The sequence below is a fragment of the Vibrio sp. ArtGut-C1 genome (assembly GCF_002105475.1).
GTDB classification, from domain to species: Bacteria; Pseudomonadota; Gammaproteobacteria; order Enterobacterales; family Vibrionaceae; genus Vibrio; species Vibrio diabolicus.
In genome coordinates this window covers 222,967-248,301 of the sequence record NZ_NCTH01000002.1, presented here as the reverse complement: position 1 = coordinate 248,301, position 25,335 = coordinate 222,967, and the positions used below count along the sequence as shown (strand labels likewise).

23 protein-coding genes are annotated in these 25,335 nt (G+C 43.6%); 5 read left to right on the top strand and 18 right to left on the bottom strand.

Going from position 1 to position 25,335, the window contains the following annotated elements:
• Positions 1-46 precede the first annotated feature (46 nt).
• Positions 47-1,162, top strand: a complete 1,116-nt coding sequence (locus B7360_RS02850) for a phosphatase PAP2 family protein (RefSeq protein ID WP_085342686.1) — start codon at positions 47-49, stop codon at positions 1,160-1,162.
• Positions 1,163-1,282: 120 nt separating this feature from the next.
• Here B7360_RS02850 and B7360_RS02845 read toward each other — a convergent pair whose 3' ends face one another.
• From B7360_RS02845 to B7360_RS02780, 14 genes are all read right to left on the bottom strand, one after another.
• Positions 1,283-2,296, bottom strand: coding sequence for a lipopolysaccharide assembly protein LapB (locus tag B7360_RS02845; protein ID WP_006742396.1), 1,014 nt, complete (start codon positions 2,294-2,296; stop codon positions 1,283-1,285).
• A gap of 20 nt (positions 2,297-2,316) precedes the next feature.
• Positions 2,317-3,258, bottom strand: a complete 942-nt coding sequence (locus tag B7360_RS02840) for a type II secretion system F family protein (RefSeq protein ID WP_047008928.1) — start codon at positions 3,256-3,258, stop codon at positions 2,317-2,319.
• A 2-nt stretch (positions 3,259-3,260) separates the two neighbouring features.
• Positions 3,261-4,229: a type II secretion system F family protein gene (locus B7360_RS02835; RefSeq protein ID WP_006742394.1), complete on the bottom strand. Its 969-nt coding sequence runs from the start codon at positions 4,227-4,229 to the stop codon at positions 3,261-3,263.
• Between the two features lie 9 nt (positions 4,230-4,238).
• Positions 4,239-5,684: a CpaF family protein gene (locus B7360_RS02830; RefSeq protein ID WP_006742393.1), complete on the bottom strand. Its 1,446-nt coding sequence runs from the start codon at positions 5,682-5,684 to the stop codon at positions 4,239-4,241.
• A 12-nt stretch (positions 5,685-5,696) separates the two neighbouring features.
• On the bottom strand, positions 5,697-6,905 hold the full coding sequence (locus B7360_RS02825; protein WP_085342685.1) for an AAA family ATPase: 1,209 nt from the start codon (positions 6,903-6,905) through the stop codon (positions 5,697-5,699).
• Positions 6,906-6,917: 12 nt separating this feature from the next.
• Positions 6,918-7,436 (bottom strand): TadE/TadG family type IV pilus assembly protein, encoded by a 519-nt coding sequence (locus B7360_RS02820; protein WP_046875027.1) that lies wholly within the window; start codon positions 7,434-7,436, stop codon positions 6,918-6,920.
• Complete coding sequence (locus B7360_RS02815) at positions 7,433-7,897, bottom strand: TadE/TadG family type IV pilus assembly protein (RefSeq protein ID WP_046875124.1); 465 nt, start codon at positions 7,895-7,897, stop codon at positions 7,433-7,435. Before B7360_RS02815 ends, B7360_RS02820 begins: the two co-directional genes overlap by 4 nt.
• A 1-nt stretch (position 7,898) precedes the next feature.
• Complete coding sequence (locus tag B7360_RS02810; protein WP_085342684.1) at positions 7,899-9,161, bottom strand: pilus assembly protein TadG-related protein; 1,263 nt, start codon at positions 9,159-9,161, stop codon at positions 7,899-7,901.
• Between the two features lie 25 nt (positions 9,162-9,186).
• The gene (locus B7360_RS02805) at positions 9,187-9,411 is read right to left on the bottom strand and encodes a hypothetical protein (RefSeq protein WP_031781045.1); all 225 of its coding nucleotides are present in this window, start codon (positions 9,409-9,411) and stop codon (positions 9,187-9,189) included.
• Between the two features lie 13 nt (positions 9,412-9,424).
• A complete protein-coding gene (locus B7360_RS02800) occupies positions 9,425-10,888 on the bottom strand; it encodes a type II and III secretion system protein family protein (protein WP_085342683.1) in 1,464 nt (487 codons plus the stop codon).
• Between the two features lie 7 nt (positions 10,889-10,895).
• Positions 10,896-11,651 (bottom strand): Flp pilus assembly protein CpaB, encoded by a 756-nt coding sequence (gene cpaB / locus B7360_RS02795; RefSeq protein ID WP_085342682.1) that lies wholly within the window; start codon positions 11,649-11,651, stop codon positions 10,896-10,898.
• 13 nt (positions 11,652-11,664) lie between these two features.
• Positions 11,665-12,978: an AAA family ATPase gene (locus B7360_RS02790; RefSeq protein ID WP_085342681.1), complete on the bottom strand. Its 1,314-nt coding sequence runs from the start codon at positions 12,976-12,978 to the stop codon at positions 11,665-11,667.
• A 71-nt stretch (positions 12,979-13,049) separates the two neighbouring features.
• Positions 13,050-13,541 carry a prepilin peptidase gene (locus B7360_RS02785; RefSeq protein ID WP_085342680.1) on the bottom strand — a complete coding sequence of 164 codons (492 nt, stop codon included), beginning with the start codon at positions 13,539-13,541 and terminating at the stop codon, positions 13,050-13,052.
• Between the two features lie 5 nt (positions 13,542-13,546).
• Entirely contained in the window at positions 13,547-13,726 is a 180-nt protein-coding gene (locus B7360_RS02780; protein WP_085342679.1) for a Flp family type IVb pilin, read from the bottom strand.
• Positions 13,727-14,062: 336 nt separating this feature from the next.
• Between B7360_RS02780 and B7360_RS02775 the strand changes: the two genes are divergently transcribed.
• Positions 14,063-14,788, top strand: coding sequence for an AraC family transcriptional regulator (locus B7360_RS02775; protein ID WP_085342678.1), 726 nt, complete (start codon positions 14,063-14,065; stop codon positions 14,786-14,788).
• Positions 14,789-14,936: 148 nt separating this feature from the next.
• On the top strand, positions 14,937-16,628 hold the full coding sequence (locus B7360_RS02770) for an AMP-binding protein (protein WP_085342719.1): 1,692 nt from the start codon (positions 14,937-14,939) through the stop codon (positions 16,626-16,628).
• 68 nt (positions 16,629-16,696) lie between these two features.
• Here the strand turns inward: B7360_RS02770 and B7360_RS02765 are convergent, their stop codons facing one another.
• Positions 16,697-16,906 (bottom strand): DUF1127 domain-containing protein, encoded by a 210-nt coding sequence (locus B7360_RS02765; protein ID WP_041852893.1) that lies wholly within the window; start codon positions 16,904-16,906, stop codon positions 16,697-16,699.
• Positions 16,907-17,004: 98 nt separating this feature from the next.
• Here B7360_RS02765 and B7360_RS02760 point away from each other — a divergent pair, with 98 nt between their 5' ends.
• Complete coding sequence (locus B7360_RS02760; protein WP_065645470.1) at positions 17,005-17,955, top strand: LysR substrate-binding domain-containing protein; 951 nt, start codon at positions 17,005-17,007, stop codon at positions 17,953-17,955.
• A 118-nt stretch (positions 17,956-18,073) separates the two neighbouring features.
• On the opposite strand, the gene fusA is transcribed toward B7360_RS02760, so the two are convergent.
• On the bottom strand, positions 18,074-20,164 hold the full coding sequence (fusA, locus tag B7360_RS02755; RefSeq protein ID WP_012841459.1) for an elongation factor G: 2,091 nt from the start codon (positions 20,162-20,164) through the stop codon (positions 18,074-18,076).
• Between the two features lie 215 nt (positions 20,165-20,379).
• Positions 20,380-21,759: a DNA repair protein RadA gene (gene radA / locus B7360_RS02750; RefSeq protein WP_012841458.1), complete on the bottom strand. Its 1,380-nt coding sequence runs from the start codon at positions 21,757-21,759 to the stop codon at positions 20,380-20,382.
• A gap of 136 nt (positions 21,760-21,895) precedes the next feature.
• Here radA and B7360_RS02745 point away from each other — a divergent pair, with 136 nt between their 5' ends.
• Positions 21,896-24,244 carry a PilZ domain-containing protein gene (locus tag B7360_RS02745; RefSeq protein ID WP_085342677.1) on the top strand — a complete coding sequence of 783 codons (2,349 nt, stop codon included), beginning with the start codon at positions 21,896-21,898 and terminating at the stop codon, positions 24,242-24,244.
• A 64-nt stretch (positions 24,245-24,308) separates the two neighbouring features.
• Here B7360_RS02745 and serB read toward each other — a convergent pair whose 3' ends face one another.
• Complete coding sequence (serB, locus tag B7360_RS02740; RefSeq protein ID WP_006742382.1) at positions 24,309-25,289, bottom strand: phosphoserine phosphatase; 981 nt, start codon at positions 25,287-25,289, stop codon at positions 24,309-24,311.
• Positions 25,290-25,335 lie beyond the last annotated feature (46 nt).

The window sequence follows — 25,335 nt, the reverse complement described above, 5'->3', positions numbered from 1 at the left end:
CAACTAAGCTTAATGACATTGGAAGGATAGAGATGATGGATCGTCGATGGAACAAGACAACAATTACCAGATCAACGTAAGTTGGCAGCAAAAAGCAGCGACTTGGCTCCAGTCTATGAAGAACGAGTTATTGATCGATAAGATTTTCTACACCTATTGCTTTATCTCGACTGCTGTCATTTATCTTTGTTCTTTATATCTCGATTTCCCTATTGATTACTCTTTTACCACTTACCTTGAAACGCTCATGCAAGCTTTGTATGTCACAGGTTTAAGCTGGTGTATCTATTATTATTTCTACCTCATACTGCGCAAAGAAAAACAGCCAGCAAAGCGCTTCATACAAAAACTGAAGCATCTTATTTTTCCACTGCACCGCCCTGTATCAGTGTTTGTTTCGATGATGGCACTTAACCTGATTTTCTCTAACCACACGTTTTTGAAATCGCTTATTCCAATCATCAATCCTTTTAAATGGGATCTAACCTTTGCGAATATTGATACGCTATTGCACTTCGGTGTTGCACCTTGGGAATTGACCCATGCATTATTCTCCAATGCTTGGGCCTCACTGGCGCTAAACGTTGCCTACAACGCATGGTTTTTTTGTATGTGGGGTATACTCATCTTTTTCCTTATCTACAAAAAATACCCGTTGGTAAGGCAACAATTTTTACTCACGTTCGCATTGTCTTGGATGATTCTTGGTGTCTTCTTCGCCACGTTACTCTCTTCAGCAGGTCCTTGCTACGTGGAGCTTATCACTGGAGATGAACAGTTTGTTCCTCTGATGAAAACGCTCGAAGCCCAAAGCCACTATCTTACCAATGTGGACGCTGGGCAATTGTGGGCATTGCCTACACAGCAATATCTTTGGGATGAGTACATCGCCAATGCCAATGGTATTGGTTCTGGTATTTCGGCAATGCCGAGTTTGCACGTCTCCATTGCTGTTTTGATGGCGCTATCAATTTATAGACTCAACAAAACCATCGGCTACTTTGCTTACGCTTTCGCAGTCATCATTCAAATCGGTTCGGTACATTTAGCCTGGCATTATGCGATTGATGGTTACCTCGCAACACTCTTAACGGTGATGTTATGGAAGATAGTTGGTTGGGCTTTGCGGCGCTATGCTTCTTACCCAGAAAGAAGCGAATGAACGGCTAATTGAACAAACAATTTTACAACGGCACTACTCCCCCAGAAATGAAAAAGTCCCCAAAAATGAAAAAGCCACTCCATCTTGCTGAGTGGCTTTCTTTTTTAAAAGACTGTGAAGTTATTGGAGAAGCGCGGTAGAGGTATCCCCTCGCTCTCTTACCATTGCTAATGCTCGCTCTAAGTTTTTATTTGCCAGTTCATAATAGGCAGGGTTCTTATCAATAGCCTGTTGTAGATAAGGAATCGCCTCGCCTGGTTTGCCTTGAAGGATCAAGAAGTAACCAACATTGTTGAGTGCTTCCGGCTCTGTCATGTGTCGACTAAAAATACTCAGAGCTTGTCGTGGTTGATCTTTTGCCAGTGCAATGAGACCCAAGTTATTGATTCCCTTTTCATCCCCCGGCTTAATGCTCAGCGCAGCTTGAGTAAAGTGCGCCGCTTTTGAATAAGCTTTTTCCATATAGTAGGAATAACCTAGGCTGACTAAAGCATTGACGTTTCTTGAATCAATATCCAACGCTTTTCGAATTAATGCCTGCGCAATATCGTGGTCGCCACGAATGTCGTAAAGTACACCTAGACCAGAGTAAGCAGAAACCGGTGATTTATCATCATAGCGATACGTTGCAACGCTCTCAGCTGTAATATTGTCTTTGGTGATAATAGGATCGCCATCCATACGAATTTGGTCAGCATTCAAAGCGCGGATGTAGTAACTCTTCCCGACGTCCTTTTCGCCACGTTTCGTATACAGAGTGCCAAGTTCTGTGAGGGAACCAATGTGATCAGGGTTCTCTGCTAAAGATGCTCGAAATGATTTATCCGCAAGTTCTGAATTCTCTCTTGCCAAATGGATACGCCCCACGGTGTATAAGGTTTTGTCTTTATGGACCGCGTTAGGAAAAGAGAGCGAGCGAATGTATTCATACAACGCTAAGTCGACATTTTTATTGCTTAATGCTATATCCCCTCGAGAGATTGCCTCCTCCTCTGTTTTTGGAGGTTCATCATTGGTGAGTGACTCAACGGGCTTACCTGAGTACAGCGTTGAATCGAAGTCTGATGACTGTTCAGTTGTTGAACATGCGGTAAGCACCAACAACGAGATGATGACGTATTTCTTAATCCACATAACGATCCCTATTTTGCTTTTTAATTAGAAAATGCCTCAGCCAATGAAATTAACGCAGGTCCAATAGCCACGATGAAAAAACATGGCCAAATAAACAGCACCATTGGAAACATCATTTTGACTGGGATTTTTGCAGCAATTTCTTCTGCTGCTTGTTGACGCTTATCCCTATAGTCTTCGGTATACTCACGCAAGGAGTTGACTAAGCTCCCACCTATTCGAGAGGCGTGGCTAAGCATGCTCACCAGCCCCATCAATTCTTCTAACCCTGTCCTTAATACTAGCTCTCTTAAGGCTTCAGGCATTGGTTTACCCGCTTTAATTTTATTGCACACCGTGTCAATTTCATCGGCAAGCTCTGGGTGAGAGATAACCAACTCATCTGCAACGCGGCGCAAAGCCGCATTAAAGCCAAGCCCTGACTCGGTACAAACCACCAGCAAATCGAGCATGTCGGGCACACCTGCACGAATCGCTTGCTGACGCTTGTTGACCATTCGGCGCAAAATAAAATCAGGAATCAGAAGCCCAATAAATACGGATAACGCCATGTAGGTGTACAGATATTTAGATTCCGGAATCGAGAAATACACCAGTGCTGCCACCATCACACCTAGTATTGTTGTGACCGATTTAATGGCATAAAACATCGACAATGCATTGCTTTCATGAAACCCAGCATGCATCAGTTTATTGCGTGTCGTTTGGCGCTCTTTTTCACTGGTTGGCGAAGTTAAAGGCGCTAACGACTCCAATGTGTCAGCCATTTTTTTGTTGTGGTGAGAGACTTCCTTTTTATCACCAGACAGTTCGGCTAACTTTCTTTTAATTGGCGAGTTGACCCCGATAATTATCGAGCCCAGCGTCATCACCACTAACACGGTGGTGATGAGGATCAACCCCATGAGTAACGTCTCTTGGCCGACAGCAAAACCGTTTAACCATCCTTGAATGCTTTCCATAGCTACACCTCAATATTGACGATTTTACGAATCCACAGCGTCCCGATAAATAAGGCCACCATCCCACCAATCACCATTTTGATCCCCATTGGGTGCGTATGAAGCAGCTCAATATACTCAGGCCGAACGAGTGAAATGATGACGTACAACCCAAAAGGCGCTAATACTAATACCCATGCCGACATTCGAGATTCCGCAGAAATAGTTTTGATTTTTCGAGCGAGTTTGAAACGAGCACGTAGGATATGAGAGAGCTTTTCAATGTTTTCGACTAAGTTACCACCCGTTTCTTTTTGCAGTAACACCGCACTCGAGAAAGCAAGCATGGATACCGTAGGGGTTCTTTCCGACATTTGCATAATCGCCAAGCGGAGATCATAACCATAGTTGAGTAAGTTAAAGGTATTCATGAACTCAGGGCCAAGCGGCGCACTGACCTCTCTGCCTACTTCCCCAAACGCTTGTGTAATTGGCTGACCGGCCTGTAGTACTCGCTTAATGATATCGAGCGCCTCTGGTAGTTGCTCTTCGAACTTCATTAAACGATCTGCAATTCTTTTCTGTAGGTAGAAGTAAACCGACACCCAACAAGCGACAGCAACACCGGCACAGAGGTACCAGACTTGCCCGAATAAGAACAGAAATAGCCCAACCGCAACCCCACCGAGGAAGGTGAGAAAAATAAACCGACTGAACCCCATGTGTATCCCAGCCAATTCCAACTTCTTCTTAAAGTTATCGAATAGGCTGAACCTCACAAGCCATCGCTCTAATGGAGAAAGGTTTTTGAGCGAGTTTTCCCTTAGTAGGGAAATACTCTCTTGATCGATGTGTTTATGACTTTCGTGTATCCGCTTAATTAACTGCTTATGCTTAACCTTTTTACCCGCAGAAGGCAGAATTAACGCCTGGCTAATAAAGAATACGGACAAAAAAAGCAGCACAAGAAAAAGGGGGAATTGACTATCCATAGCAATCTCCTAACGGGCTTTTTCATTGAATATTTCAAATGGTACGTCTAAGCCTCGTTTTACTAATTGGTCATGACAGCTTGGTACAATCCCTGTTGCCATGTAATCACCTAACACATTACCTTCTTGATCGACCCCTCTTCTTTGGAAGGTGAAGATCTCCGACATGGTGATAACGTCGCCTTCCATGCCATTGATTTCTTGTACGCTGACCATGCGGCGTTTACCGTCTTCTTGGCGATCCATTTGAACGACAATATTGATGGCGGAGGCAATCTGCGCTCTCAAGTTTTTGGTCGACACATTCCAACCCGCCATCGAGAACATATTCTCAATACGGCTCAACGCATCCCTTGGTGTGTTAGCGTGAATGGTGGCCAGCGACCCATCATGACCCGTGTTCATTGCCGATAACATATCCACCGCTTCTGAGCCACGAACCTCACCAACAACTATCCGGTCAGGACGCATACGTAGCGAGTTTTTCACTAAATCGCGCTGAGATATTTCACCTTTACCCTCGATATTAGAAGGACGTGTTTCTAAGCGGATAATATGTGGTTGTTGGAGTTGTAACTCTGCCGAATCCTCAATGGTCACAATACGTTGATCACTTGGAATGAAGCCCGACAAAATATTCAGCGTGGTTGTTTTACCAGAGCCTGTACCACCAGATATCAGGATATTCATTTCCCCCACAACCGCAGCATTGAGAAACTTCGCCATCTCTGGAGATAACGAACCAAGCTCTAATAGGTTATCCATATTCAAACGTTCAACTGCAAAACGTCGAATAGAAACGGAAGGGCCATCAATGGCAAGAGGAGGAATAATCGCATTGAAACGCGAACCGTCTTTGAGTCGAGCATCCACCATTGGTGATGCTTCATCGATTCTTCGTCCAACCTGGCTAACAATGCGGTCAATGATGTTGCGCAGATGGCGCTCATCTAAGAAGGTATGTGGCGTTTTCTCGAGCTTACCAAAACGTTCGACAAAGATATTTTTCGGACCATTGACCAAGATATCTGAGATCGTTGGGTCTTCAAGCAGCGGTTCCAGCGGCCCTAGACCAAACACTTCATCTTCAATTTGATGTATCACGCGATTGCGAGCTTCAGAGCTCAACGGGTGTGTTTGATCTTCAGCAATGAGCTGAACGACCGCTTCGCGTAACTCCTCTTTCGCGCGATCTTCTTGCAAGTGCGATAGAAGCCCGAGATCCAAGGTATCCAGTAGCTTTTTGTGATAGTAGTGTTTGATCGAGAGATCTTGTTCTAGCTGTTTTTTCTGCTCCTCGATCGCTTTCATCTTGGCTTCAACAGGCGATAAAGCCCTTTGCTCATCTGACGTATCTTCGTCAGATTTTGCCAACTCGACATTCACAACTTTGGATTCTTTTGTTTCATCTACGGAATTGAAAGAACTCCCGACGCCTTTCCGTTTGAAAAACATAACTCCCCCTTACTAAGAAAATAGTTTTTTGATCCAACTTTGATTCTCTTTGGTCGGACTTTCTAATAAGTGCGATATTTCAGCCAAAGAGGCTTTCAGCGCACTATTTTTCTTAGATTGAACAATTGGGTTACCCAAATTAGCGCTCTCGATAGCAATAGCAAAATTATTAGGTACTAAATGTATCGCATGTCCACTAACTGCATTTTCAATGTCTTTCAAAGATATTGTTGATTTCTTTTCAAAACGATTAACAATCAGTTCAACCTGATGACTACTTAAACCATAGTCTAATTCTAAAGAACGTATGTAGCTGACAGCATGCTTAACCGAAGTAACATTCTGCTGCATAATTAAAAAGATATGCGTAGCCGGAGAAACAATTTGTTGATAAACATGCTCAACACCATGAGACAAATCCACAATGATATGTGAGTAAAACTGTCTCAGAATAGGTAATAACTTACTGACTTGAACTGCATGTTTGTAGTTACCTTTAGGATCATTTTGGTTAAAACATAAATAATTCAAACCTGAAGGATGTTGATATACGAGACCTTCTAGTGATAACTCATCCAAATCATTAACAGAATCAATCACATCATTAATATTGTATTTGGGCTTACAGTTTAAATAATCGGCCGCATCACTAAACTGCATATCTAAGTCAATGAGCAATACTTTACTCTTCGCGTAACTTGACAATTCTATCGCGGTGTTGATCGCCAGTGTTGTCGCACCCGAACCACCTTTTGTATTGATAAATAAAGTTAAATCGCCCATTTGTTTATTGGCAATCTTTTCGTCCGCCGTCGATTTTAATAGTGGATATAGTTCATCAAGATCAACAGAACGCGACAAATAATCTGTTGCGCCAAGCCTCAATGCCATTTTGAGAGATGCCGTATCGTTTTCATCACCAAAGACAATCAAAGCGGTGTGATTATGCTGTAAGCTACTGTCATTAGAGTACACATGAGCCACTTTCTGCGCCCAACTTTCTCCTGTTTCAATATAAATAAGATCGGGAATTTGCTTATTTTTTACAAACTCCAAGTTAAAGGAATCTAGCTCTATCCAATCAATATTTAGATTGACACACCTTGATAATTCATCAGCAATGTGAATTTTAAAATTTGACGTAGAATAAACTATCCAAACAATCAAGTTTGTTTTTAAACTTTTATGCGTTTCATTATCCATTTTGACTGGTTTCAACATAAAGCTACTCCATTAGCAATCCGTAATGACATTGGTCCCTTCAGGCCTAAGTATTCCTAAGCTCTCTGCAGGCAATATAGTTTCAAAAGCTGGAGTACTCCCTACTGCATTAATTAAAGCAGCTAAAACAAAAAACTGAAAAGTATAATTTACCGCTCTTGCTCGAACATATTTTATCTGAACAAACTGAGAATTTAAGGTTGCTTGATCTGCTGGTGGTGTAGATAAAAAGCCTGAAACATTGACAGCAGCACCGTTCTCATCCAAATAATCAATTTGCAAGTTACTTGCAGAAAAACCAGATGGATAAAGGTCAGAAATAGCTGGTAAATTAGGAATATCGTCTCTATCAGCGATATAGCATACGGTTGCTAGCCTCGCAGCTCGTCGCGTTACTTCGTTAACCATCTGTACTGAAAAAAAGTAGATTGCAAATTCAACTATCAAGAACAAAACTAATATGACTGCTAAAGCTATCAGCGAGAATTCAAGTTGAGTCACCCCTCTCTGTTTACATATTAAACGTTTCATGGGCCTGTCCTCATTGATGCAGAAGCTCCGATGCTAAATTGCAAGGAAGCACTCGAGAAAGGTAGTGTAGAAAATATCGGCACATAATTATAAGTGGCTGATAAAGTAACAATTTTATTCGTTGCTGTTGGTCTGGTGATAACAATGTCTCCAACATCAATATAATCGATAACTGGATTTGATGAAGCGGTAGGTGTTCCATATACCACGACATTTTTGATGTTGTTTTCATCAGCAATAGCGTCAAAGTCTAAGGTACCGTAAGTATCAACCACTGCGTATCGAGCTCCATTTTGAAGCGCTTTATTAACCTCGGTATACTGGATAAATGCTCGACTCACATCGATAACTAATACGGTAAGCATCAATAATACCGGTAACACAAGTATGAACTCGATAATGGCAAGTCCGTCTTGATGCCGACCTGTTATTAGTTTATTTCTTCCTTTTAAATACAACATATTAAGAAGCCCCACTAAAAGGGTCTTTATAAAGCTGGATCTTATATAGACCTTTGTCTGAAGGATCGGTACCAGTTGAGCCATTATTAATGACGCAGTCTTCTAAAAACTGCCCAAAAATCTCTGACTCATTCCCTTTTTGCTTAACCTCTTGAAGGAGAAAAAAGCAACCTAGACCAAGGACTTGAACTGTTTGTTTACCACCAGTAGTCTCATCACAATTAATGATTGGAATTCTTAAGATTCTTCTACCGCTAGAGCCATCCTCATCGTAGTATGCGTTATTACAGGTACCACCAGAGCTACAGTTCGCTAAAGCTGATACATAATCGGCGTAGTAAAAATTGCTATTTTGATAGGTCTCGCTATCAAGTAAGGGCGAAGGTTCTTCTGTATACTTATCACTTTTTACTGCCCCCCCTTCTTGGGTTGGCCCATTAAATTGACCAAAACGAGTATTGATCCCTTGAGCAACTGGTCCTGTCCCTTTACCTGTTTCTGTATCAATAGTTCCTCCAACCGTTATGCAATTATTTGTTGCTCCTGCAAATGCATCCCGAATAGCGTTCTTACCAGAAACCCCAAGATCTAAAAGATGGAAGTTTCCAGGTCCAATACCACCACTCTGGTGATCCGCCGGTTTTAGTTGATACAGAGTGCTAGAGACGCGATCAACTGATGGGTTATATCCTGGTTGCGGAACATACCCCCAGGTTGTTTCTGGTGAAGAAGTATCTGCACACATTGCTATCGGTGAAATGTTACATGTGTAGTTTATTCCTGCACTTCGTCCTGCTACCGCACTTGCTGATACTTGTTTATCAATACCAAACACAGCACTTAAGAATCTACCAAGATCCATATCTGATACCGCCACTCGAACATATATGTCGTACTCGCCAGACGTTGGAGGGCTAAAAGCTCCCGAACTGACAAAAGTTTGCATATCCGTCGAAAATGTTACGGACGTATTTGAATCAGTAAACACTAACTCACTGTTTCCTGAGTTAGCAGAAAAGCCTGTAAGATATGATTTAGCTGCCGCTTCTGCATCATCAACATTACTTGTTTCATCAGCAACAACTGCTGCAGCCAAAGCCGCAGCATCAACAGAGTTTTGCAGTCTCGTTTTATTCAGTATTTGGTGATTTAAGTCGATACCAAATGCAGCAATACCTAACAGAATTAACAGCACCATACTGATAAGCACCAACGTAATCCCTTTCTGAGATTTCATTGACACTATTTGCATATTCCTTCGCATAGCCCCTCCTAAGTGAACCCGTCACTTAATCATCTTTGGCTACCCCGTTGTTGTTATATACCTCTAAGCTAACTTGTGTACGCTCACCACTACCTTCCGGTAAATAACCCAAATTCTCATACCACGCTTCTGGATTAAGAGTTTGTTCAGCGCGCAACTGGCTAACCGAGATACCAAGCTCGGGGTCATTCGCACAGCCAAACAAGCCGAATGATGTGAAACAAATGGTCATTATCATTATGCTTTTCATCTTGCTCTCCCACTTATAGACTGTGCCCAAACTTGCCCTCAGAGCCACCTTCTGACGAACCGTATTGAATAAAGTTGTTGTTAGTATCTTCTTCGCTGATGTCGTTTAGCTGGTATCTATCAAAATCCAACTCAGCACCTTTACCAAGCAAATAGAACTCCACATCGTTCGGAGCCACAAAGCCATCCGTTGGCAGTGTGATTCGACGTCGATCGATTGGGGTTGCTAATCGAGGGGTGACCAGAATGACAAGTTCTGTTTCCCCTGAGGTAAACTCTTCACTCTTGAACAAGCGTCCCAAAACAGGTAAATCACTCGCTCCAGGTATGCCATCCGCGACATTACGTGCGTTTTCACTCAATAAGCCTGCAATACCAATGGTTTGGCCATCAGCCAGCTCAATCGTGGTGCCAGCACTTCGTTTAGTGATTGGCGGAATAAAGAACGTAGCATTCACTTCGTTTGGATTAAACGTCAGCACACCTGAGTTGGATATTTCACTCACATTGACGTTCAATTTGAGGTTGATTCTCTTATCACTCAAAATAAACGGAACGAAGTCGAGTTGAACACCGTACTCTTTATAATCGATGGTAATACCATCTTCATTTGGTACTGGAATTGGGAACTCACCACCAGCGACAAACTCGGCTTGCGTACCACTTAATGCGGTAAGGCTAGGCTCTGCCAACACTTTCGCCACGCCATTTTGTTTCGCCACATCAAGTGCGAAGGTAAACAAGGTATTGCTGTCGATAAACGACCCAAGAAAACCGAAATCTTCGACTGTTGGGACGTTCAAAATCGGTCCAATGCCATCAATACCGCCACCAGCAGTCGTACCACCCCAAGTAAAGTCTCCACTTCTTTGGAAAAAGTGAAAGTTTGAGTCAAAGCGTCTTACTAGTGTGCGCTGCACTTCGGCAACGGTCACTTCTAACGTCACCTGTTGAGCCCCGCCAATAGAAAGTAGGTTGATCACCATGCTGTCATCATCTTTAGAGTTTTCATCTTCTTCATCTGCCGCTTCACCCAAAGCGAAGGTTTCAGCAATTTTGACCGCAGTGTCCATGTTTTGCTGACTGCTGACCAAGCCTCTAAGTACCACTTTTTCTTGCGCACTGTGCACTTCGATATTTTCATCCGGCAAGAACTGATAAAGCTTTGACTTAAGCGTGTTTAGATCATGCGTGACTTCCACGTTAAACTGCTCAATTAACCGGCCTCGGCGATCCCACACCGACACATTCGTGGTACCTAACTTCTTACCAATAAGAAACAGCTCGTTCGATCTGAGCACTAAAATATCCAAGACTTCTGGATCCCCTAACGTCACTTTCTTCGCTTGGCCGGATATCATCAATTGGGTTGATTGGTGATGCGCAACGGTCACGACTTTTCCTGACTGCACCGTGGCTGCGTTAACAGACAAGCTGACAAAAAGTAACTGGCTAACGAGTAATATTATTGTTTTCATAATTCACCTAATTGCTGACTCGGACACTGGATGCCTGAGATCCCTTAATAATGGTCACACTAGGTCGTGGCGTGTATTTTCTTGCTACAACAGGTTTATCCACTTCATGAGGGTTGCGTAGAGCAAGTTGAATGTCGCCTTTGCTGTTCGCCGATAGGAGCTTTTCAGCCTCTTTCGGTGTTACTTCTAAAGTCACCGCACGCACAATAACGGGTTTGTTATCATTGGTTTTGGCTGTTTGGTCGACCGCAAGAACGTTGATGTTTTTAAGCACCGTTTTTGTTGTGGCATTTTTACCTTGTCCATAACTCACGGTATTCAATACATCGACCTTATTGCCCGGTAACAAGAACCCAGCCACACCGATAACGTCATTGACACGAATGGTGATTGCTCGTTTGTTTTCAGGAATTAAAGCAGCAAGTGTCGCGCCCTCACCGGGCAATGCAAGACGATTCGAGTTAACCAGCTCGCCCGCATAAATGGTATTGGCAACAATTCTTCCCAATGCCTGTTCTTTTACTTTTAGCGTTTCCTCGTCTATCCAATCCACTTCCATAAGCTTAGTAGACAAATGTTTATCAGCTAGAATGGTCCCTGGCTCTAGTTCCATGGCGGCAATTAAAACTGGGTGTCTTTCGACCTCTTCTAACTCGACAGTTGGTTGGTTTCTGCCATCCATCCATTGTTTAGCGATCAAAACGGCGGCAAGGCCGAAAACAATGGAGAGCAACAGCAACATGATGACTTGAGTCCGACTCATAATTTAGATCTCCCTATTCATCCACTGTGAAATACAGTCCCCAGGCACGAGTTAAAATGTCTGATGAGACGACTTTTCGTTTTCCTTCAAAAACGAGAACATCTCGGCTAATGCCCAAAAGATCTTTAGGTAAACATGGATAGTTAGGCATTTTATTTTCACGGTGCAGTTGATTTAATGTGTCAAAGAATTCAGGCGCTAATGCCAGTTGCAAGTCCTTCGATAGAGATAACCAAAGCGCTTTATAGTCATCATCATCAAGTGGCTTGAATTCAATTTTGTAACCCAAACGACGTAGAAATGCGGGGTCTGCAATTTTGCTTGGTGCAAAGTTGGAAGAGAATGCCAGAGTGAGCATAAACGGCACCGTGACTTGTTGACCATTTGGCAAAGCCAGATGGTCAAATAAGTATTCCATTGGAACGATCCATCTATTTAGCAGAGCATCAACAGGCATTGACTGACGACCAAGGTCATCAATCACCAAGATTCCGTTGTTAGCCATCATTTGCAGTGGCGCAATCCATACACGATTATGCTCGCTGTGGTTTACTTCAAGCATCTCCAACGTCAGCTCACCGCCCACTTGAATGTTTGGTCTTTCACAAAGAACCCAGCGTTTGTCGTAATGCGTTTCCAACTTAACGAAAACCTGAGAATGGGAGTTATCTAAACGACGGTGATGATGCTCTGAGAACACTTTGATGATGTTGCCATCGGCATATACGGCATAAGGAATGAATACCGAAGTGTTCATTGCATTGAGCACTCTTGATGCGACGTAACTTTTACCAGTACCCGCATGTCCATACAGCAACAAAGCCCGCCCCGAGTTAATGGCCGGTCCTAAAATGGGTACCAAGTGATCCGAGCCAAAAACATCAGACAATGCGCGCTCTACATCGATACGCGTAACTGGGTTTTTGCGTAGATCTTGTCCTTCTACAACGGTCCAATACTCTTCCAAACAAACAGGAACAGGACCAATATACGGATCTTTTCTATAAGCAATGTCTGCTTCTGCAAGCCCAAGCTCAGTTAAACTGTAGCGTACGTTGGAATACGATGTACTCAACTTGTCTGATGCTGGCTGATAAACTTCTACCCAACTTCGCTTTCTTAACTGCGCCAAAGCAAGTTCAACAATATTTGAAACCACGCACAACCGCTGTGTTAATTCAATCAAATCACATTTCGGATAGGCAGACAGATGTTTCAACACGAGGTTTTCGACGACTGAAGCCGGTATGCCAAGACCCTCGACAGACGAAGGCACTTTTGGTGAATTTATTTGTGGCACGAGTTTTTCCCAATACGCAGAGCCCATCACACTTCCCCTCCTTGAAGTTGCCTAGCCAACTGATGCTGCATGTACTGCATGCCATTTATTATTTTTATTTAGTGGGTGTAGGAGAAATAAGCTAATCCAATTACGATTATCGGCGCGAAAGGAATGACTAACGGCTTATTAGACCTAAAGCCTGGTGTTACTTTTTCTGAGCAATACCCTTTTATCTGGTGTGATAGAGCAACACTAGTCGATGACACGTGTAACATTAGATAAAAAATGCCCACGATGCCTCCAGCAAGTATTATTCCAGTAGACGCTTCCCCAAGATTACTCAGACCGAGCCATGTTCCTACGACGGCGAGTAACTTGACGTCTCCTCCAGCCATTGCTTTGAACAGATACAGCGCGAAACACACTGCAAACGCAACCAGCCCACCATATAAATGATCCAAACCACTTGTGGCTGGGTTGTAAATTACGTTTGCAGTAACAGCAACCAAAAGCATAAGCACCGCTTTATTTGGTATTTTGTGTTTCTGAGCGTCTGAGACTCCAATCGCAATAAGCAATGACCAAATAATTAACTCAGTCTCAAGCATTAATCTTATTCACCAGCAGTATTAATATCGCTTGCGACTTCTACAAACTTGTCTGCGAGAGTTCCCCAAAAGTCTGTGGTCAACATCGCTGCTACAATTAGTGCCGCACCTAAGATGTACTCCAAAAGTGTTAGCCCCTCTTCATCTTCCATGAAGTCCTTGATTAGATTGCGAAAGTTATCCATAAGATAGTCCCCTTTATTTAACCATATCTCGCTTGTCCATGACGCAGGTATCATATACACCCGAATCATGCTTAAACATTAGTCACCGAGAATTAGGGGGGTTAGGACTTTTTTGCCAAAGGTTGGTACTTTCTTGCCCACCTGTGCTTCAGAGCCAAAATGTATCAATAGTGAGACACCTCACTAAGATCTATGTGACATATTTCACACTTGCAGTATGACTATATAAGCCTAAGCTTAATAAACGAAAGGGTGAGGTCTGAAGCTCAAGGAATGAGGCTCGACTGACCTCAATACATACTAACGTTGGTGTAGTACGTACTGAGCGGGATTCATATGGATAGACTGACCAAAGCTTATTGGATTGGAGAGACTCTTTGCTCGCTGCCGGAATCACTTCGCTGTGAGTTTGATAAGAACTTTGAGATTATGGACTGTAGCAAAGATATCTCTGTGCTTAGCGATAAAGAACACAGCTATTTCTTCTACTACATGACTTGCGATCATCGAGAGCACCTGAAAGGCGTCATCACGCTCTGTGAAAATCTCGACAAAAAACTGATCGTTATACATCCAACCGGTATCGAGCCTCACTTACCGCCAAAGCATATTTGTGCGGAATATTATACGTTGAATGAAATCACCCTCCCGATTTGGCTATCACAGATAAAATTGAAATACTTTTTGCATAGCAAGGTCGACGAAGAACAAATTTCGGTCGATAAACTCTTTTCTCGAAGCGGAAAATCGAATTTTTCTGACGTGGTTCATTACATCGCCAATAATGTCCATAAAGACCTAAGGGAAGAGGAAGCAGCTGCGCTTTGTCACTACTCACCGAACTACTTTTCCAAAGTATTCCATCGCAAAGTTGGTATGTGCTTTCGTGATTATGTCACTGCGAAACGCATTTCATTAGCAAAGAAAATGCTCGTTGAAAATGAATCCATGAAAATTGCCTACATCGCTTATCAGTGTGGATACCGAGATGTCTCTTACTTTTCTCGAATTTTTAAGAAAAAAACAGGCCTGTCCCCAGCGAATTATCGGCAACAGTTTTAGGCGCTATTAGTACCGACTTTAGGGGTAACTAACGCTATCCTCCCCACATATTTCATCAAAATGCATTCCCGTGTCGTTATTTAACATGCTAAAGTTAACAATGCGTTAACAATTATAAATACAACGAGAAGACATGGAGTCACTAAAAATGAATCAGCCGAATCTAAACAGCGCTGCTGGTTGCGCTCTCCCACCACCAAATGAAATGATTCTCAAATGGGCTCAAGAGCGCCCAAATGAGGTCTACCTAAAGCAAATTATTAACCGACAATTTGTTGAATACACGTTCGCTGATGTTGCCGATCAAGCCTTAAAACTCGTCAGTGCACTACGCAACCTCGGAGTACAGCCTGGCGACAAAGTGGCGTTAGTGTCTAAAAACTGTGCAGAGTGGTTTATTTGCGATCTTGCGATGATGCTTGGCGATTATGTCAGTGTGCCAATCTTTCCTACCGCCGGCGCGGACACCATCGAATACTGTGTGACTCATAGTGAAAGTAAAGCGCTCATTGGCGGAAAACTTGATGATCCTAAAGCAACCCAGCAAGTCATTGATGCAATGCCGGAGCTCATTAGTATCGCGCTCCCCTACGATACTGCGCCAAAATGTCAGTACGAATACCAAGCGCTCATTGCTGATGCAGTGCCAAGTGAAGAGCGTCCACAGCACTACGACGATAAGCTAATGTCTTTGGTGTATACCTCAGGTACGTCAGGATTACCGAAAGGTGCGATGCTGACCTACGGAGCGTTTAACTGGTCAGTACAACAACTGATAAACCATATCGGTATTCAAGAAAATGATCGTCTATTTTCTTACTTACCTTTGGCTCATATTACAGAGCGCGTCTACATTTTTGGCTCATCCATCATGGGTGGTGTACCAACAGCATTTCCAGAATCATTAGATACCTTTATCGAAGATGTAAAAATGCACCGCCCGACTCTGTTTATCTCAGTCCCGCGATTATGGACGCTATTCCAACAACGTATTCAAGACAAACTTCCACAGAAGAAGCTCAACATTCTATTGAAAATCCCATTCGTCAATTCTCTGATCAAGAAAAAGCTCGTAGAAGGATTGGGGTTGGATCAGGCTCGAGTATTAGGCTGTGGCTCTGCCCCGGTATCACCAGCACTGCTGGAATGGTACCACTCTGTAGGACTCAATATTACTGAAGCTTGGGGCATGACAGAATCATTTGCTTATAGCACGCTCAACTACCCATTTAGAGCTGACAAAATTGGTAGTGTCGGTAATGCTGGACCAGGTATTGAGTTAAAAATCGCTGACGATGATGAAATCATGGTGCGTGGCAAAGGGCTATTTTCTGGCTACTACAAAAATGACATTGCCACCCAAGAGTCTTTTGATTCAGAGGGCTGGCTACACACAGGCGACATCGGCTCTATCGACTCAGATGGTTACCTAACCATTCAAGGCCGTAAAAAAGATAACTTTAAAACCGCCAAAGGTAAGTTTGTCTCTCCAGTTCCTATCGAGAAAAAACTTTTCGAATACAGTCGCGTAGAGATGATGTGCCTCATCGGTTTAGGGCTACCAGCCCCGATTCTTTTGGTTGTACCACATGATTTTCCTAACTTTGATCGAGAGCGGTACGCACGAACCACCCGCAAAGTCATTGCAAAAATGAATCAAGAACTCGCCTCTCATGAGCAAATCAAAGGCGTATTAATGATTAAAGAGCCTTGGAGCATTGAAAATGGCGTATTGACGCCAACACTCAAAATTAAACGTCATGTGCTTGAGCAAAAGTATCATGAAATTGGTCACAACTGGCCGAAAGGTGAATTGGTCGTGTGGGAAGAAGACTTATAGCCTTGTCTGCACTCCTCAATATCATTGGGGAGTGCAGTTTAATTCTGAGCTTGAATCAAACTCATAAACTACTCTCTCCAAAACGGCTTCCTCACTTCACTATTAATCTCCTTTTCATCTAATCCAATATCGTCCCAAAGATGCTCTGGTAACTCTCTCAAGTGACGACGTGTCTTGTAGTTTCTTCTCCAACTAGCAAGTTTAGAATAAATTAACTGTAATCCGGTCTGATGGTCAGCTGGTAAAGTACGCTCACAAGTGTGTGTCATGTTTTCCATGTAACCAACTCCTATAACAATGTTGACCATTTAATAATCAGCGACTACGCTGATATCCTCAAACGATAGAATCTGCCATTGAGTTAAGGAAAACTAATGTGAAAGATCGAATGCCTCCCTTACAGGGCTTGTATTACTTCTTCGTTGCAGCAAAGGAAGGAAGCTTTAAAACAGCGGCAAAAGAATTGTTTGTTACGCCAGCTGCCATTAGTCAGCAAATTCGTCATCTTGAAGAGTTTTTAGGAACGGACTTATTTGTTCGCCAGCACAGAAAAATCGTGCTCACACCTGAGGGAGAGCTGCTGTTTACTCAGGCTGAAAGAGGGTTTGCTCATTTGCAGCAAGGGGTTAGATTGGTTAATCAAGATCCTAATCCTAACCACCTTTCGATATCAACACTCCCCTCTTTCGCTCACCATTGGTTAGTCCCGAAAATTACGGCTTTTCGTCAGCGTCACCCTGATATCGCCTTACTATTAGAACCAACCAATGATTTGGTGTCTTTTCAAGATAGTCAGATCGATTTGTGTGTCCGTTACGGTTTAGGAAAATACCCTAATTTAGAATCACAATGGCTAATGGATGAAGCTTTTTATCCTGCCTGTCACCCGGTATATCAGAAAGAGCACGGCATCTATCGTATTGAAGATTTAAGCAAAGCAGAGCTCATCGAAGACGTTTGGCCAGATCTGGACTGGAACATGTGGTTAGCGAGACTTGGTCATTCAGCGGCAAAGCCTGCTTTAAAATACAGTGGCTCACACTTAGTGTTAGAAGCCGCGTTATCACTACAAGGCGTAGCGCTCGTCAAACACAGTTTAGCTCATCAATATTTCCGTTCAGGCAAACTGGTCCGAATTGGTGATATAGCCATTAAACCCAAATTTGCGTATTACCTGTGCGCTCCAAAAGGCTACTTAAAGCGACCTAAAGCCCAATTGTTTGCACAATGGTTGAGAGAAGAAATAGAAACATTTGAAAAGTCAGTGATACCAGATTTTAAAACCATCGACCTCAATGTTAGTAATACTGGCTCAGCTTCAGAATAGTCGGTAAACAACACCAAAGACGTATATCAGCGAAACCAAAACGCGCTGTGTATAAGCGGTTAGATACAAAAAGCCCCGCACTAGGCGGGGCTTTCAAGTTATAGAGTTAACTTAAGAATTACTTCTTAGCGTTACGCTCTTTAACGTCAGCAATTACTTGCTCAGCAACGTTTGCTGGACATGGTGCGTAGTGTGAGAACTCCATAGAGAACTGACCACGACCAGAAGTCATTGTACGTAGAGTACCGATGTAACCAAACATTTCTGATAGAGGTACATCACCCTTGATACGTACGCCAGTAGACGCAGCTTGTTGGTCTTTGATCATACCACGACGACGGTTAAGGTCACCGATTACGTCACCAACGTGATCTTCTGGAGTGAACACGTCAACTTTCATGATTGGTTCAAGAAGTTGCGCGCCAGCTTTAGGCATAGACTGACGGAATGCGCCTTTAGCAGCGATTTCGTAAGCGATTGCTGAAGAGTCAACTGCGTGGAAACCACCGTCGAATAGTTCAACTTCAACGTCTAGAGTAGGGAAGCCAGCTAGAACACCGTGCTCCATCATTGACGCAAAGCCTTTCTCAACTGCAGGCCAGAATTCTTTAGGTACGTTACCACCAACAACTGTTGACTTGAACGTGAAGCCAGAGTTTGGCTCACCTGGTTTGATACGGTAATCGATCTTACCGAACTGACCAGAACCACCAGACTGTTTCTTGTGCGTGTAGCTGTCTTCGATTGCTTGAGTGATAGTTTCACGGTAAGCAACCTGTGGAGCACCAACTTCTAGCTCAACGCCGTAAGTACGCTTAAGGATATCTACCTTGATGTCTAGGTGAAGTTCACCCATACCTTTCAGGATAGTTTCGCCTGAATCTTCATCAGTCTCAACTTGGAATGATGGATCTTCTGCAACCATTTTACCGATCGCGATACCCATCTTCTCAGAACCGCCTTTATCTTTAGGCTTAACTGCGATAGAGATTACTGGATCTGGGAAGATCATTGGCTCAAGAGTACATTCGTGCTTAGGATCACATAGAGTGTGACCAGTTTGAACGTTCTTCATACCAACTACAGCGATGATGTCACCAGCTTGTGCTGAATCGATCTCGTTACGCTCGTCTGCGTGCATCTCAACCATACGGCCGATACGCTCTGTTTTACCAGTTGCAGAGTTAAGTACTGTGTCACCTTTCTTCATCTTACCAGAGTAGATGCGGATAAAGGTTAGAGCACCAAAACGGTCGTCCATGATCTTAAATGCAAGCGCACGTAGTGGCTCGTCTGCAGATACAGTCGCAACTTCACCAGTTGGCTCACCAGTCTCTGAATCAGTTAGAGGCTGTGGATCAACTTCTGTTGGAGATGGTAGGTAATCAATTACCGCGTCAAGAATAAGTTGGATACCTTTGTTCTTGTACGCTGAACCACAGTAAGTTGGGAAGAATGCTAGATCACGAGTACCTTTACGGATACAACGTTTGATGTCTTCTAGAGATGGCTCTTCGCCTTCTTCTAGGTAAGCCATCATTAGATCTTCGTCTTGCTCTAGAGCAGTTTCGATTAGCATTTCACGGTATTCAGCAGCTTTTTCTACCATGTCTGCTGGAATATCTTGAACTTCGTAGTTCTCTGGCTGGCCAGACTCATCCCATACGTAAGCTTGTTGGCTTAGTACGTCTACAACACCTACGAAATCTTCTTCGATACCGATAGGTAGAGTCATAACTAGAGGTGTAGCACCTAGTACGTTTTGTACTTGATCTACAACTTTGTAGAAATCTGCGCCCATACGGTCTAGTTTGTTAACGAAGATCAGACGTGATACGTGTGATTCGTCAGCGTAACGCCAGTTAGTTTCTGACTGAGGCTCAACACCACCAGAACCACAGAATACACCGATACCACCGTCAAGTACTTTTAGAGAACGGTAAACTTCGATAGTGAAGTCAACGTGTCCAGGAGTATCGATGATGTTTAGACGGTGATCGTTCCAGAAACAAGTTGTTGCTGCAGACTGGATTGTGATACCACGTTCAGCTTCCTGCTCCATGAAGTCAGTTGTAGTTGAACCGTCGTGTGTATCACCGATCTTATGGATCTTACCAGTTAGCTTTAGGATACGCTCTGTAGAGGTAGTTTTACCCGCGTCTACGTGAGCAAAAATACCAATGTTTCTGTATTTTGATAAATCAGTCATTGTCTTACTCTGTTAATAAGGTATAAAGTGCGCGCAGAGTATATCACATTCTGTCAATACTGATACCCTTGCGTGCGGATGGAAGAAAAAAAATTTTAACGTGAAATTTCCGTCCCCAAAGCATAGTCAAACACAGCAATTTATGTACTTTATTCGCATTTTATTGAGGACGGATAGAACAGTTTGTGATTACACAAATACCATTCTTATGAGCATTACAGCTCGTCAAAAGCCTCTATAGCTTCCGACAATTTCTTAACGCCGTGAATTTGCATGCCAGGAATGCCGCCTTTCGGCATGTTTGCTGCAGGCACAATGGCTTTCTTGAAACCATGTTTGAACGCTTCATTCAAACGTTCTTGCCCACTTGGCACAGGACGGATTTCGCCTGCAAGCCCGACCTCACCAAAAATAACCACATCTTTGGGTAGTGGACGGTCACGAAAACTCGATAAAAGCGCCATAACTAACGCAAGATCGGCACTCGTCTCCGTCACCTTAACACCGCCAACCACATTAACAAAGACATCTTGGTCTGCCATTTGTAAGCCACCATGCTTATGCAACACAGCGAGCAAAAGTGATAAGCGGTTCTGCTCCAAACCGACCGCAACACGGCGAGGGTTTGCCAATTGCGAGTAATCCACCAACGCTTGAATCTCTACTAATAGAGGACGCGTACCTTCCCAAACCACCATAACAGAAGAACCTGATGTTTCTTCTTCACCACGAGAAAGGAAAATCGCGGATGGGTTACTCACTTCTTTCAACCCTTGGCCTGTCATTGCAAAAACACCGAGCTCATTCACAGCGCCAAAGCGGTTTTTATGACTACGCAATGTGCGAAAGCGGCTATCAGTACCACCATCAAGCAGCACTGAACAGTCTATAATGTGCTCAAGAACTTTAGGGCCCGCAAGGGTACCATCTTTTGTTACGTGACCAACAATAAATACCGCGACGTTATTCTGTTTTGCGTATCGTGTCAGAGCTGTCGCAGATTCACGTACTTGAGCAACACTGCCCGGTGACGATTGAACATCTGAAACGTGCATTACCTGAATCGAGTCAATCACCATAATGCGAGGTTGCTCTTTTTCAGCAATTTGGCAAATTTTGTCGACGTTCGTTTCCGATAGCATTTTTAAATGATCTTTCGGCAACCCTAGTCGAGAAGCACGCATTGCTACCTGCTGCAACGATTCTTCACCTGTTACATAGAGCGTTGGCATTTGCGCAGACAAACTACACATGGTTTGCAGCAGCAAGGTGGATTTACCAGCGCCAGGGTTACCACCAATCAAAATAGCGGCGCCGGGTACAACGCCCCCACCTAATACGCGGTCAAGTTCTTTAAACCCACTTGTGAAGCGTGGCACTTCCTGCAGATCAATTTCGGATAACGTTTGAACTGTAGCTTCTGTTGCGGAGCCCGCGTAGCCGGATAAACGTTCATTACGAGCAACCGTTGGCGATGCAGCGATACGGACTTCTGTTATCGTATTCCACGAACCACATGCGTTACACTGCCCCTGCCAACGGGGAAAATCCGCGCCACAATCATTACAAACATACGCTCGTTTTGCTTTCGCCATGATGCCTCGATTTTTTCTACAAATGTGACTAAGCACAGCCAAGTCAGACCTTAACTGAAATGAACTATTGATATACTTAAGTTTTACTTCGCTTAGCCGATACAATTTAAAGTAACGACATACTCTAACAGAAATAATGCAGCAATCTGAAATTCTCTCGATCGCAGAACGACTCATTCCCGTTTACGGTTCGGATGACTTTGACTTTGTCCTTGGCCAATTGACCGAGGAAGAGCCGCCTTCGGCCAAAATCTTAGTGAAAATGGAACTTAACCGCTTGATGGCTCCGTGCAAAAAAAGCATCGATCTGCGCGGTCGCGTCCAAGGTGAATGTCGCGAGTATATTTTGGATGGTATTCCACATTGGTTAGATGACGTTGCTTTCAACGCTTACCATAAAAACATCAAAAAGTTTGGCGGCTACACTGAGGGAATGTGGGAAGCTTTGGTCAACACGCGGAATAACTTTCGCGTAATGAGCAAACGTCTTACTCAACAAAAAACGCAATCGTTAACGGATCCTAAAAGCCCTTTCTTAGCGGAGCCTGTTCACCTCGGCTATGACTTAAAGCGCCAAGAAAAGCGCTTGAAAGTCCAATCTCAAGTCGAGATTTGCCGCTCTAAAGGGCAACTTCTGCATGGGTTAAGCATTGACTTATCCTGCTCTGGCGCAAAGTTCAAAGTCCCAAGTGCGTTTAAATATAACCTTGGGGAGATTATTCAGGTCACGTTTACTGAATTTGCCAGCAAATCTCAGGTTGCCGGAATAGAGAAACCGCTGGCGTACCGCATACTTGCGGTTGATGACTGTTACGAGAATGACTCAGTTCGATACCTCAGAACCATACGTTTAACTGAAACCAATGTCGTTACTCGAGTGATCGATGAAGCGCTCAACAGCGCAGCGAAAAGAGCTCGTCACGATAATCAAGATAAGATCATTCGAGCTCGAACTCGTGGTTATGAGCACATCGCGCTTAAGCACACCAGCAGCTTACCTCTATTCTTTGATGGCAGTGAGCTGAAACTCGCTATGTTGACGCCAAACAATCAAAAGCTTTGGCAGTACTGGCATGATGAAAGGAACCAGCAAATGTTTGGATCCTTATTTAATGAGAAGCGAGTCGCGTCACTCATTAAACCTGGCGTTAAAGGCACCACCAATGTCCTTTATTCATTTACTCACGAGCACGAAAACCGAACCTATTTCTATTCGATGCTTCGTCCTGAGGCCACTCGTGAACAACGCCAGCTATTTTGGCATTTAGGTGCTAAACGTGAAAGTTGGCGCGCGTTTAGAATTTCGATATTTGAACTGTCAGAGCAAGAACAGGAAGACTTAGCCGCTTTCTCTCCGGAGTTAGCTGAAACGTCCCAATCATTGACTCACATTGGCATCTTGCAAGAAATTGCTGACGAAAAATCAGGGCAGGATTATCTGCTCACTGAAAAGCCGCGCTTACCCGCAAATACGTTAAATGCATTTCGCCATCCGAGAAGAGTTATAGGCAACCCGAAAGGCATTTATTTTGATGCCAAGTCTCGTCGTAAAGAGCCACGTTACCGATTTAAGACCCCAATAGAACTACGTTCTGGGCCCGTCACAGCGATCGGCAGCACCGTCGATATTTCAAAGCGAGGGCTCGGCATTAAACTGGACGAACCTACCATGTTGCGCTCTGGGCAAGAGGTTCAGATCAACTTCCGAGAGTTACAGCTCTACGACAAAAAGCTGCCTTTAACGTCGGTGCCATACCGCGTAATTCGTGTTAGCCCAGATGGCTGTAGCGTACAGCTAGTTATTGATGAAAGCAGCCACACCATTAAAGTGATCGCCTTTTTCAACAGCATTATCGAGCACAATCAAGATAAGTTGATCCCGCAAAAAGAGATGCTACCGAGTAATGCGTTACTTGAAAGACTGCACAGCATGTTGCTCTCTCGAACTCTGAGCACACCCATTTTTATCAGTAAAACTACGTCGTCTTCAATCAAAACCCCCGTTATTGGGGTGAATTTGCCGCTACCTAAGCACATTGAGCTTTTTGCACGCCTTGGGCACGATCAATTGTTGTCACTTGAACCTATCTTTAAAGGTCGAACAAGCACATTAATCGCAGAGCCGATAAAGCGTGTAGAGGGAGCTCAAGCAAGGCATCAGGATATCTACATTAGCGCAGCCAAAGTCGGCAATAAAATTACAGGCATTGAGTCTAAGCTTCATCAAGAGTTCAACAGCGTAAAAGAACGGATTCAATTTATAAAGAAAGCGCGAATGATGGGTGACTTCTACGTAATTCGCTTATCTACAGCCCCAATTTTCGATCCGATGACATCGTTGCTGCAACAAGATTTAAGTGACTTAACCCAATTTGGTGTACATCAAGCGAGCAAATTAGAAAAGGAGCTGACCGCTTTGGTCGGTTACAGTGAGTTTGAAGACATTACGGAAGAGGTTGTAATTAGATTGGAGTTAACCGAGTAAATTTAGAGCCATACTAAGTCAACGAAAAACACCGCCAGAAAGGCGGTGTTTTTGAATGGATAAATTAAGGTTTTGCTTTCCAGCTGACCTTTTGCTGCTTCACCAGTGCACCAGATAAAATACAGAGCACACCGCCTAAGCCTGCAAAGCGAATCGCAGATTGCGCTTGAGCTTCCACTTTAGGTTTTGCGTGGTACGCGATACCTAAGCCCGCCACCGACATCATCACAAGATCGTTAGCGCCATCACCGACAGCAACCGTGTTGTGCTGCTCAATTTCGTATTCATCCGCCAACTCCACCAGGATATCTGACTTCATCTGCGCGGTAACCACATCGCCAAGTACGTTCCCCGTGAGCTTACCATTAATGATTTCCAACTGATTAGAGCGAGCAAAATCTAAATCGACTTTATCTTTGATATAGTCCGAGAAGTAAGTAAAACCACCGGAAGCAATCGCTGTTTTCCAGCCTAGTGCTTTTAACGTTGCGATTAACGCTTCAAAGTCCGGCATAAATGGCAATTGGGAACGAACTTGTTCAAGAATTGATTCATCCGCACCTTTGAGCTTGCCTACGCGTTGACGCAAACTTTGCTCAAAATCCAGTTCTCCTTGCATCGCACGTTCAGTAACTTCTGCCACCTCATCCCCGACTCCGGCCAATTTTGCGATTTCATCAATACACTCTATCTGGATTGCCGTTGAGTCCATGTCAAATACAATCAAACCTTGGGTTGAGAGATCTGGAACTTCATTAAGCGAGGCGTAATCCAAGTTGAGGCTTTGTAAGATCGTTTCGTGTTGAGGGGTCAACTCTCCTGCCATCAAGGCGACTTCATATTGGCCAACTTTCCACGTTTCTAACACGGGGTTGTAGACACCTGTGAAGAAATCAATGTCTTCAAAATGACGTGGCGAAAGGTATTCTGCAAACACTATCCAGTTTGCTTTTGCTTTATCTAGTTGGGAGGCAAATCGAGTCTCGGGTAATCGTTTTAAAAGTGTCGTATGTTTTCTGATAGGCAAGCTTTTTGACGCGTCCATGTATATAATCCCTTATGACTTTGCTAAAACGTTACCTCAACAAACT

Coding starts and splice junctions, on each gene's coding strand:
- B7360_RS02850 (WP_085342686.1), top strand. CDS start 47: ATGGAACAAGACAACAATTACCAGATCAACGTAAGTTGGCAGCAAAAA.
- B7360_RS02845 (WP_006742396.1), bottom strand. CDS start 2,296: ATGTGGATTAAGAAATACGTCATCATCTCGTTGTTGGTGCTTACCGCA.
- B7360_RS02840 (WP_047008928.1), bottom strand. CDS start 3,258: ATGGAAAGCATTCAAGGATGGTTAAACGGTTTTGCTGTCGGCCAAGAG.
- B7360_RS02835 (WP_006742394.1), bottom strand. CDS start 4,229: ATGGATAGTCAATTCCCCCTTTTTCTTGTGCTGCTTTTTTTGTCCGTA.
- B7360_RS02830 (WP_006742393.1), bottom strand. CDS start 5,684: ATGTTTTTCAAACGGAAAGGCGTCGGGAGTTCTTTCAATTCCGTAGAT.
- B7360_RS02825 (WP_085342685.1), bottom strand. CDS start 6,905: ATGTTGAAACCAGTCAAAATGGATAATGAAACGCATAAAAGTTTAAAA.
- B7360_RS02820 (WP_046875027.1), bottom strand. CDS start 7,436: ATGAAACGTTTAATATGTAAACAGAGAGGGGTGACTCAACTTGAATTC.
- B7360_RS02815 (WP_046875124.1), bottom strand. CDS start 7,897: ATGTTGTATTTAAAAGGAAGAAATAAACTAATAACAGGTCGGCATCAA.
- B7360_RS02810 (WP_085342684.1), bottom strand. CDS start 9,161: ATGCGAAGGAATATGCAAATAGTGTCAATGAAATCTCAGAAAGGGATT.
- B7360_RS02805 (WP_031781045.1), bottom strand. CDS start 9,411: ATGAAAAGCATAATGATAATGACCATTTGTTTCACATCATTCGGCTTG.
- B7360_RS02800 (WP_085342683.1), bottom strand. CDS start 10,888: ATGAAAACAATAATATTACTCGTTAGCCAGTTACTTTTTGTCAGCTTG.
- cpaB (WP_085342682.1), bottom strand. CDS start 11,651: ATGAGTCGGACTCAAGTCATCATGTTGCTGTTGCTCTCCATTGTTTTC.
- B7360_RS02790 (WP_085342681.1), bottom strand. CDS start 12,978: ATGGGCTCTGCGTATTGGGAAAAACTCGTGCCACAAATAAATTCACCA.
- B7360_RS02785 (WP_085342680.1), bottom strand. CDS start 13,541: ATGCTTGAGACTGAGTTAATTATTTGGTCATTGCTTATTGCGATTGGA.
- B7360_RS02780 (WP_085342679.1), bottom strand. CDS start 13,726: ATGGATAACTTTCGCAATCTAATCAAGGACTTCATGGAAGATGAAGAG.
- B7360_RS02775 (WP_085342678.1), top strand. CDS start 14,063: ATGGATAGACTGACCAAAGCTTATTGGATTGGAGAGACTCTTTGCTCG.
- B7360_RS02770 (WP_085342719.1), top strand. CDS start 14,937: ATGAATCAGCCGAATCTAAACAGCGCTGCTGGTTGCGCTCTCCCACCA.
- B7360_RS02765 (WP_041852893.1), bottom strand. CDS start 16,906: ATGGAAAACATGACACACACTTGTGAGCGTACTTTACCAGCTGACCAT.
- fusA (WP_012841459.1), bottom strand. CDS start 20,164: ATGACTGATTTATCAAAATACAGAAACATTGGTATTTTTGCTCACGTA.
- radA (WP_012841458.1), bottom strand. CDS start 21,759: ATGGCGAAAGCAAAACGAGCGTATGTTTGTAATGATTGTGGCGCGGAT.
- B7360_RS02745 (WP_085342677.1), top strand. CDS start 21,896: ATGCAGCAATCTGAAATTCTCTCGATCGCAGAACGACTCATTCCCGTT.
- serB (WP_006742382.1), bottom strand. CDS start 25,289: ATGGACGCGTCAAAAAGCTTGCCTATCAGAAAACATACGACACTTTTA.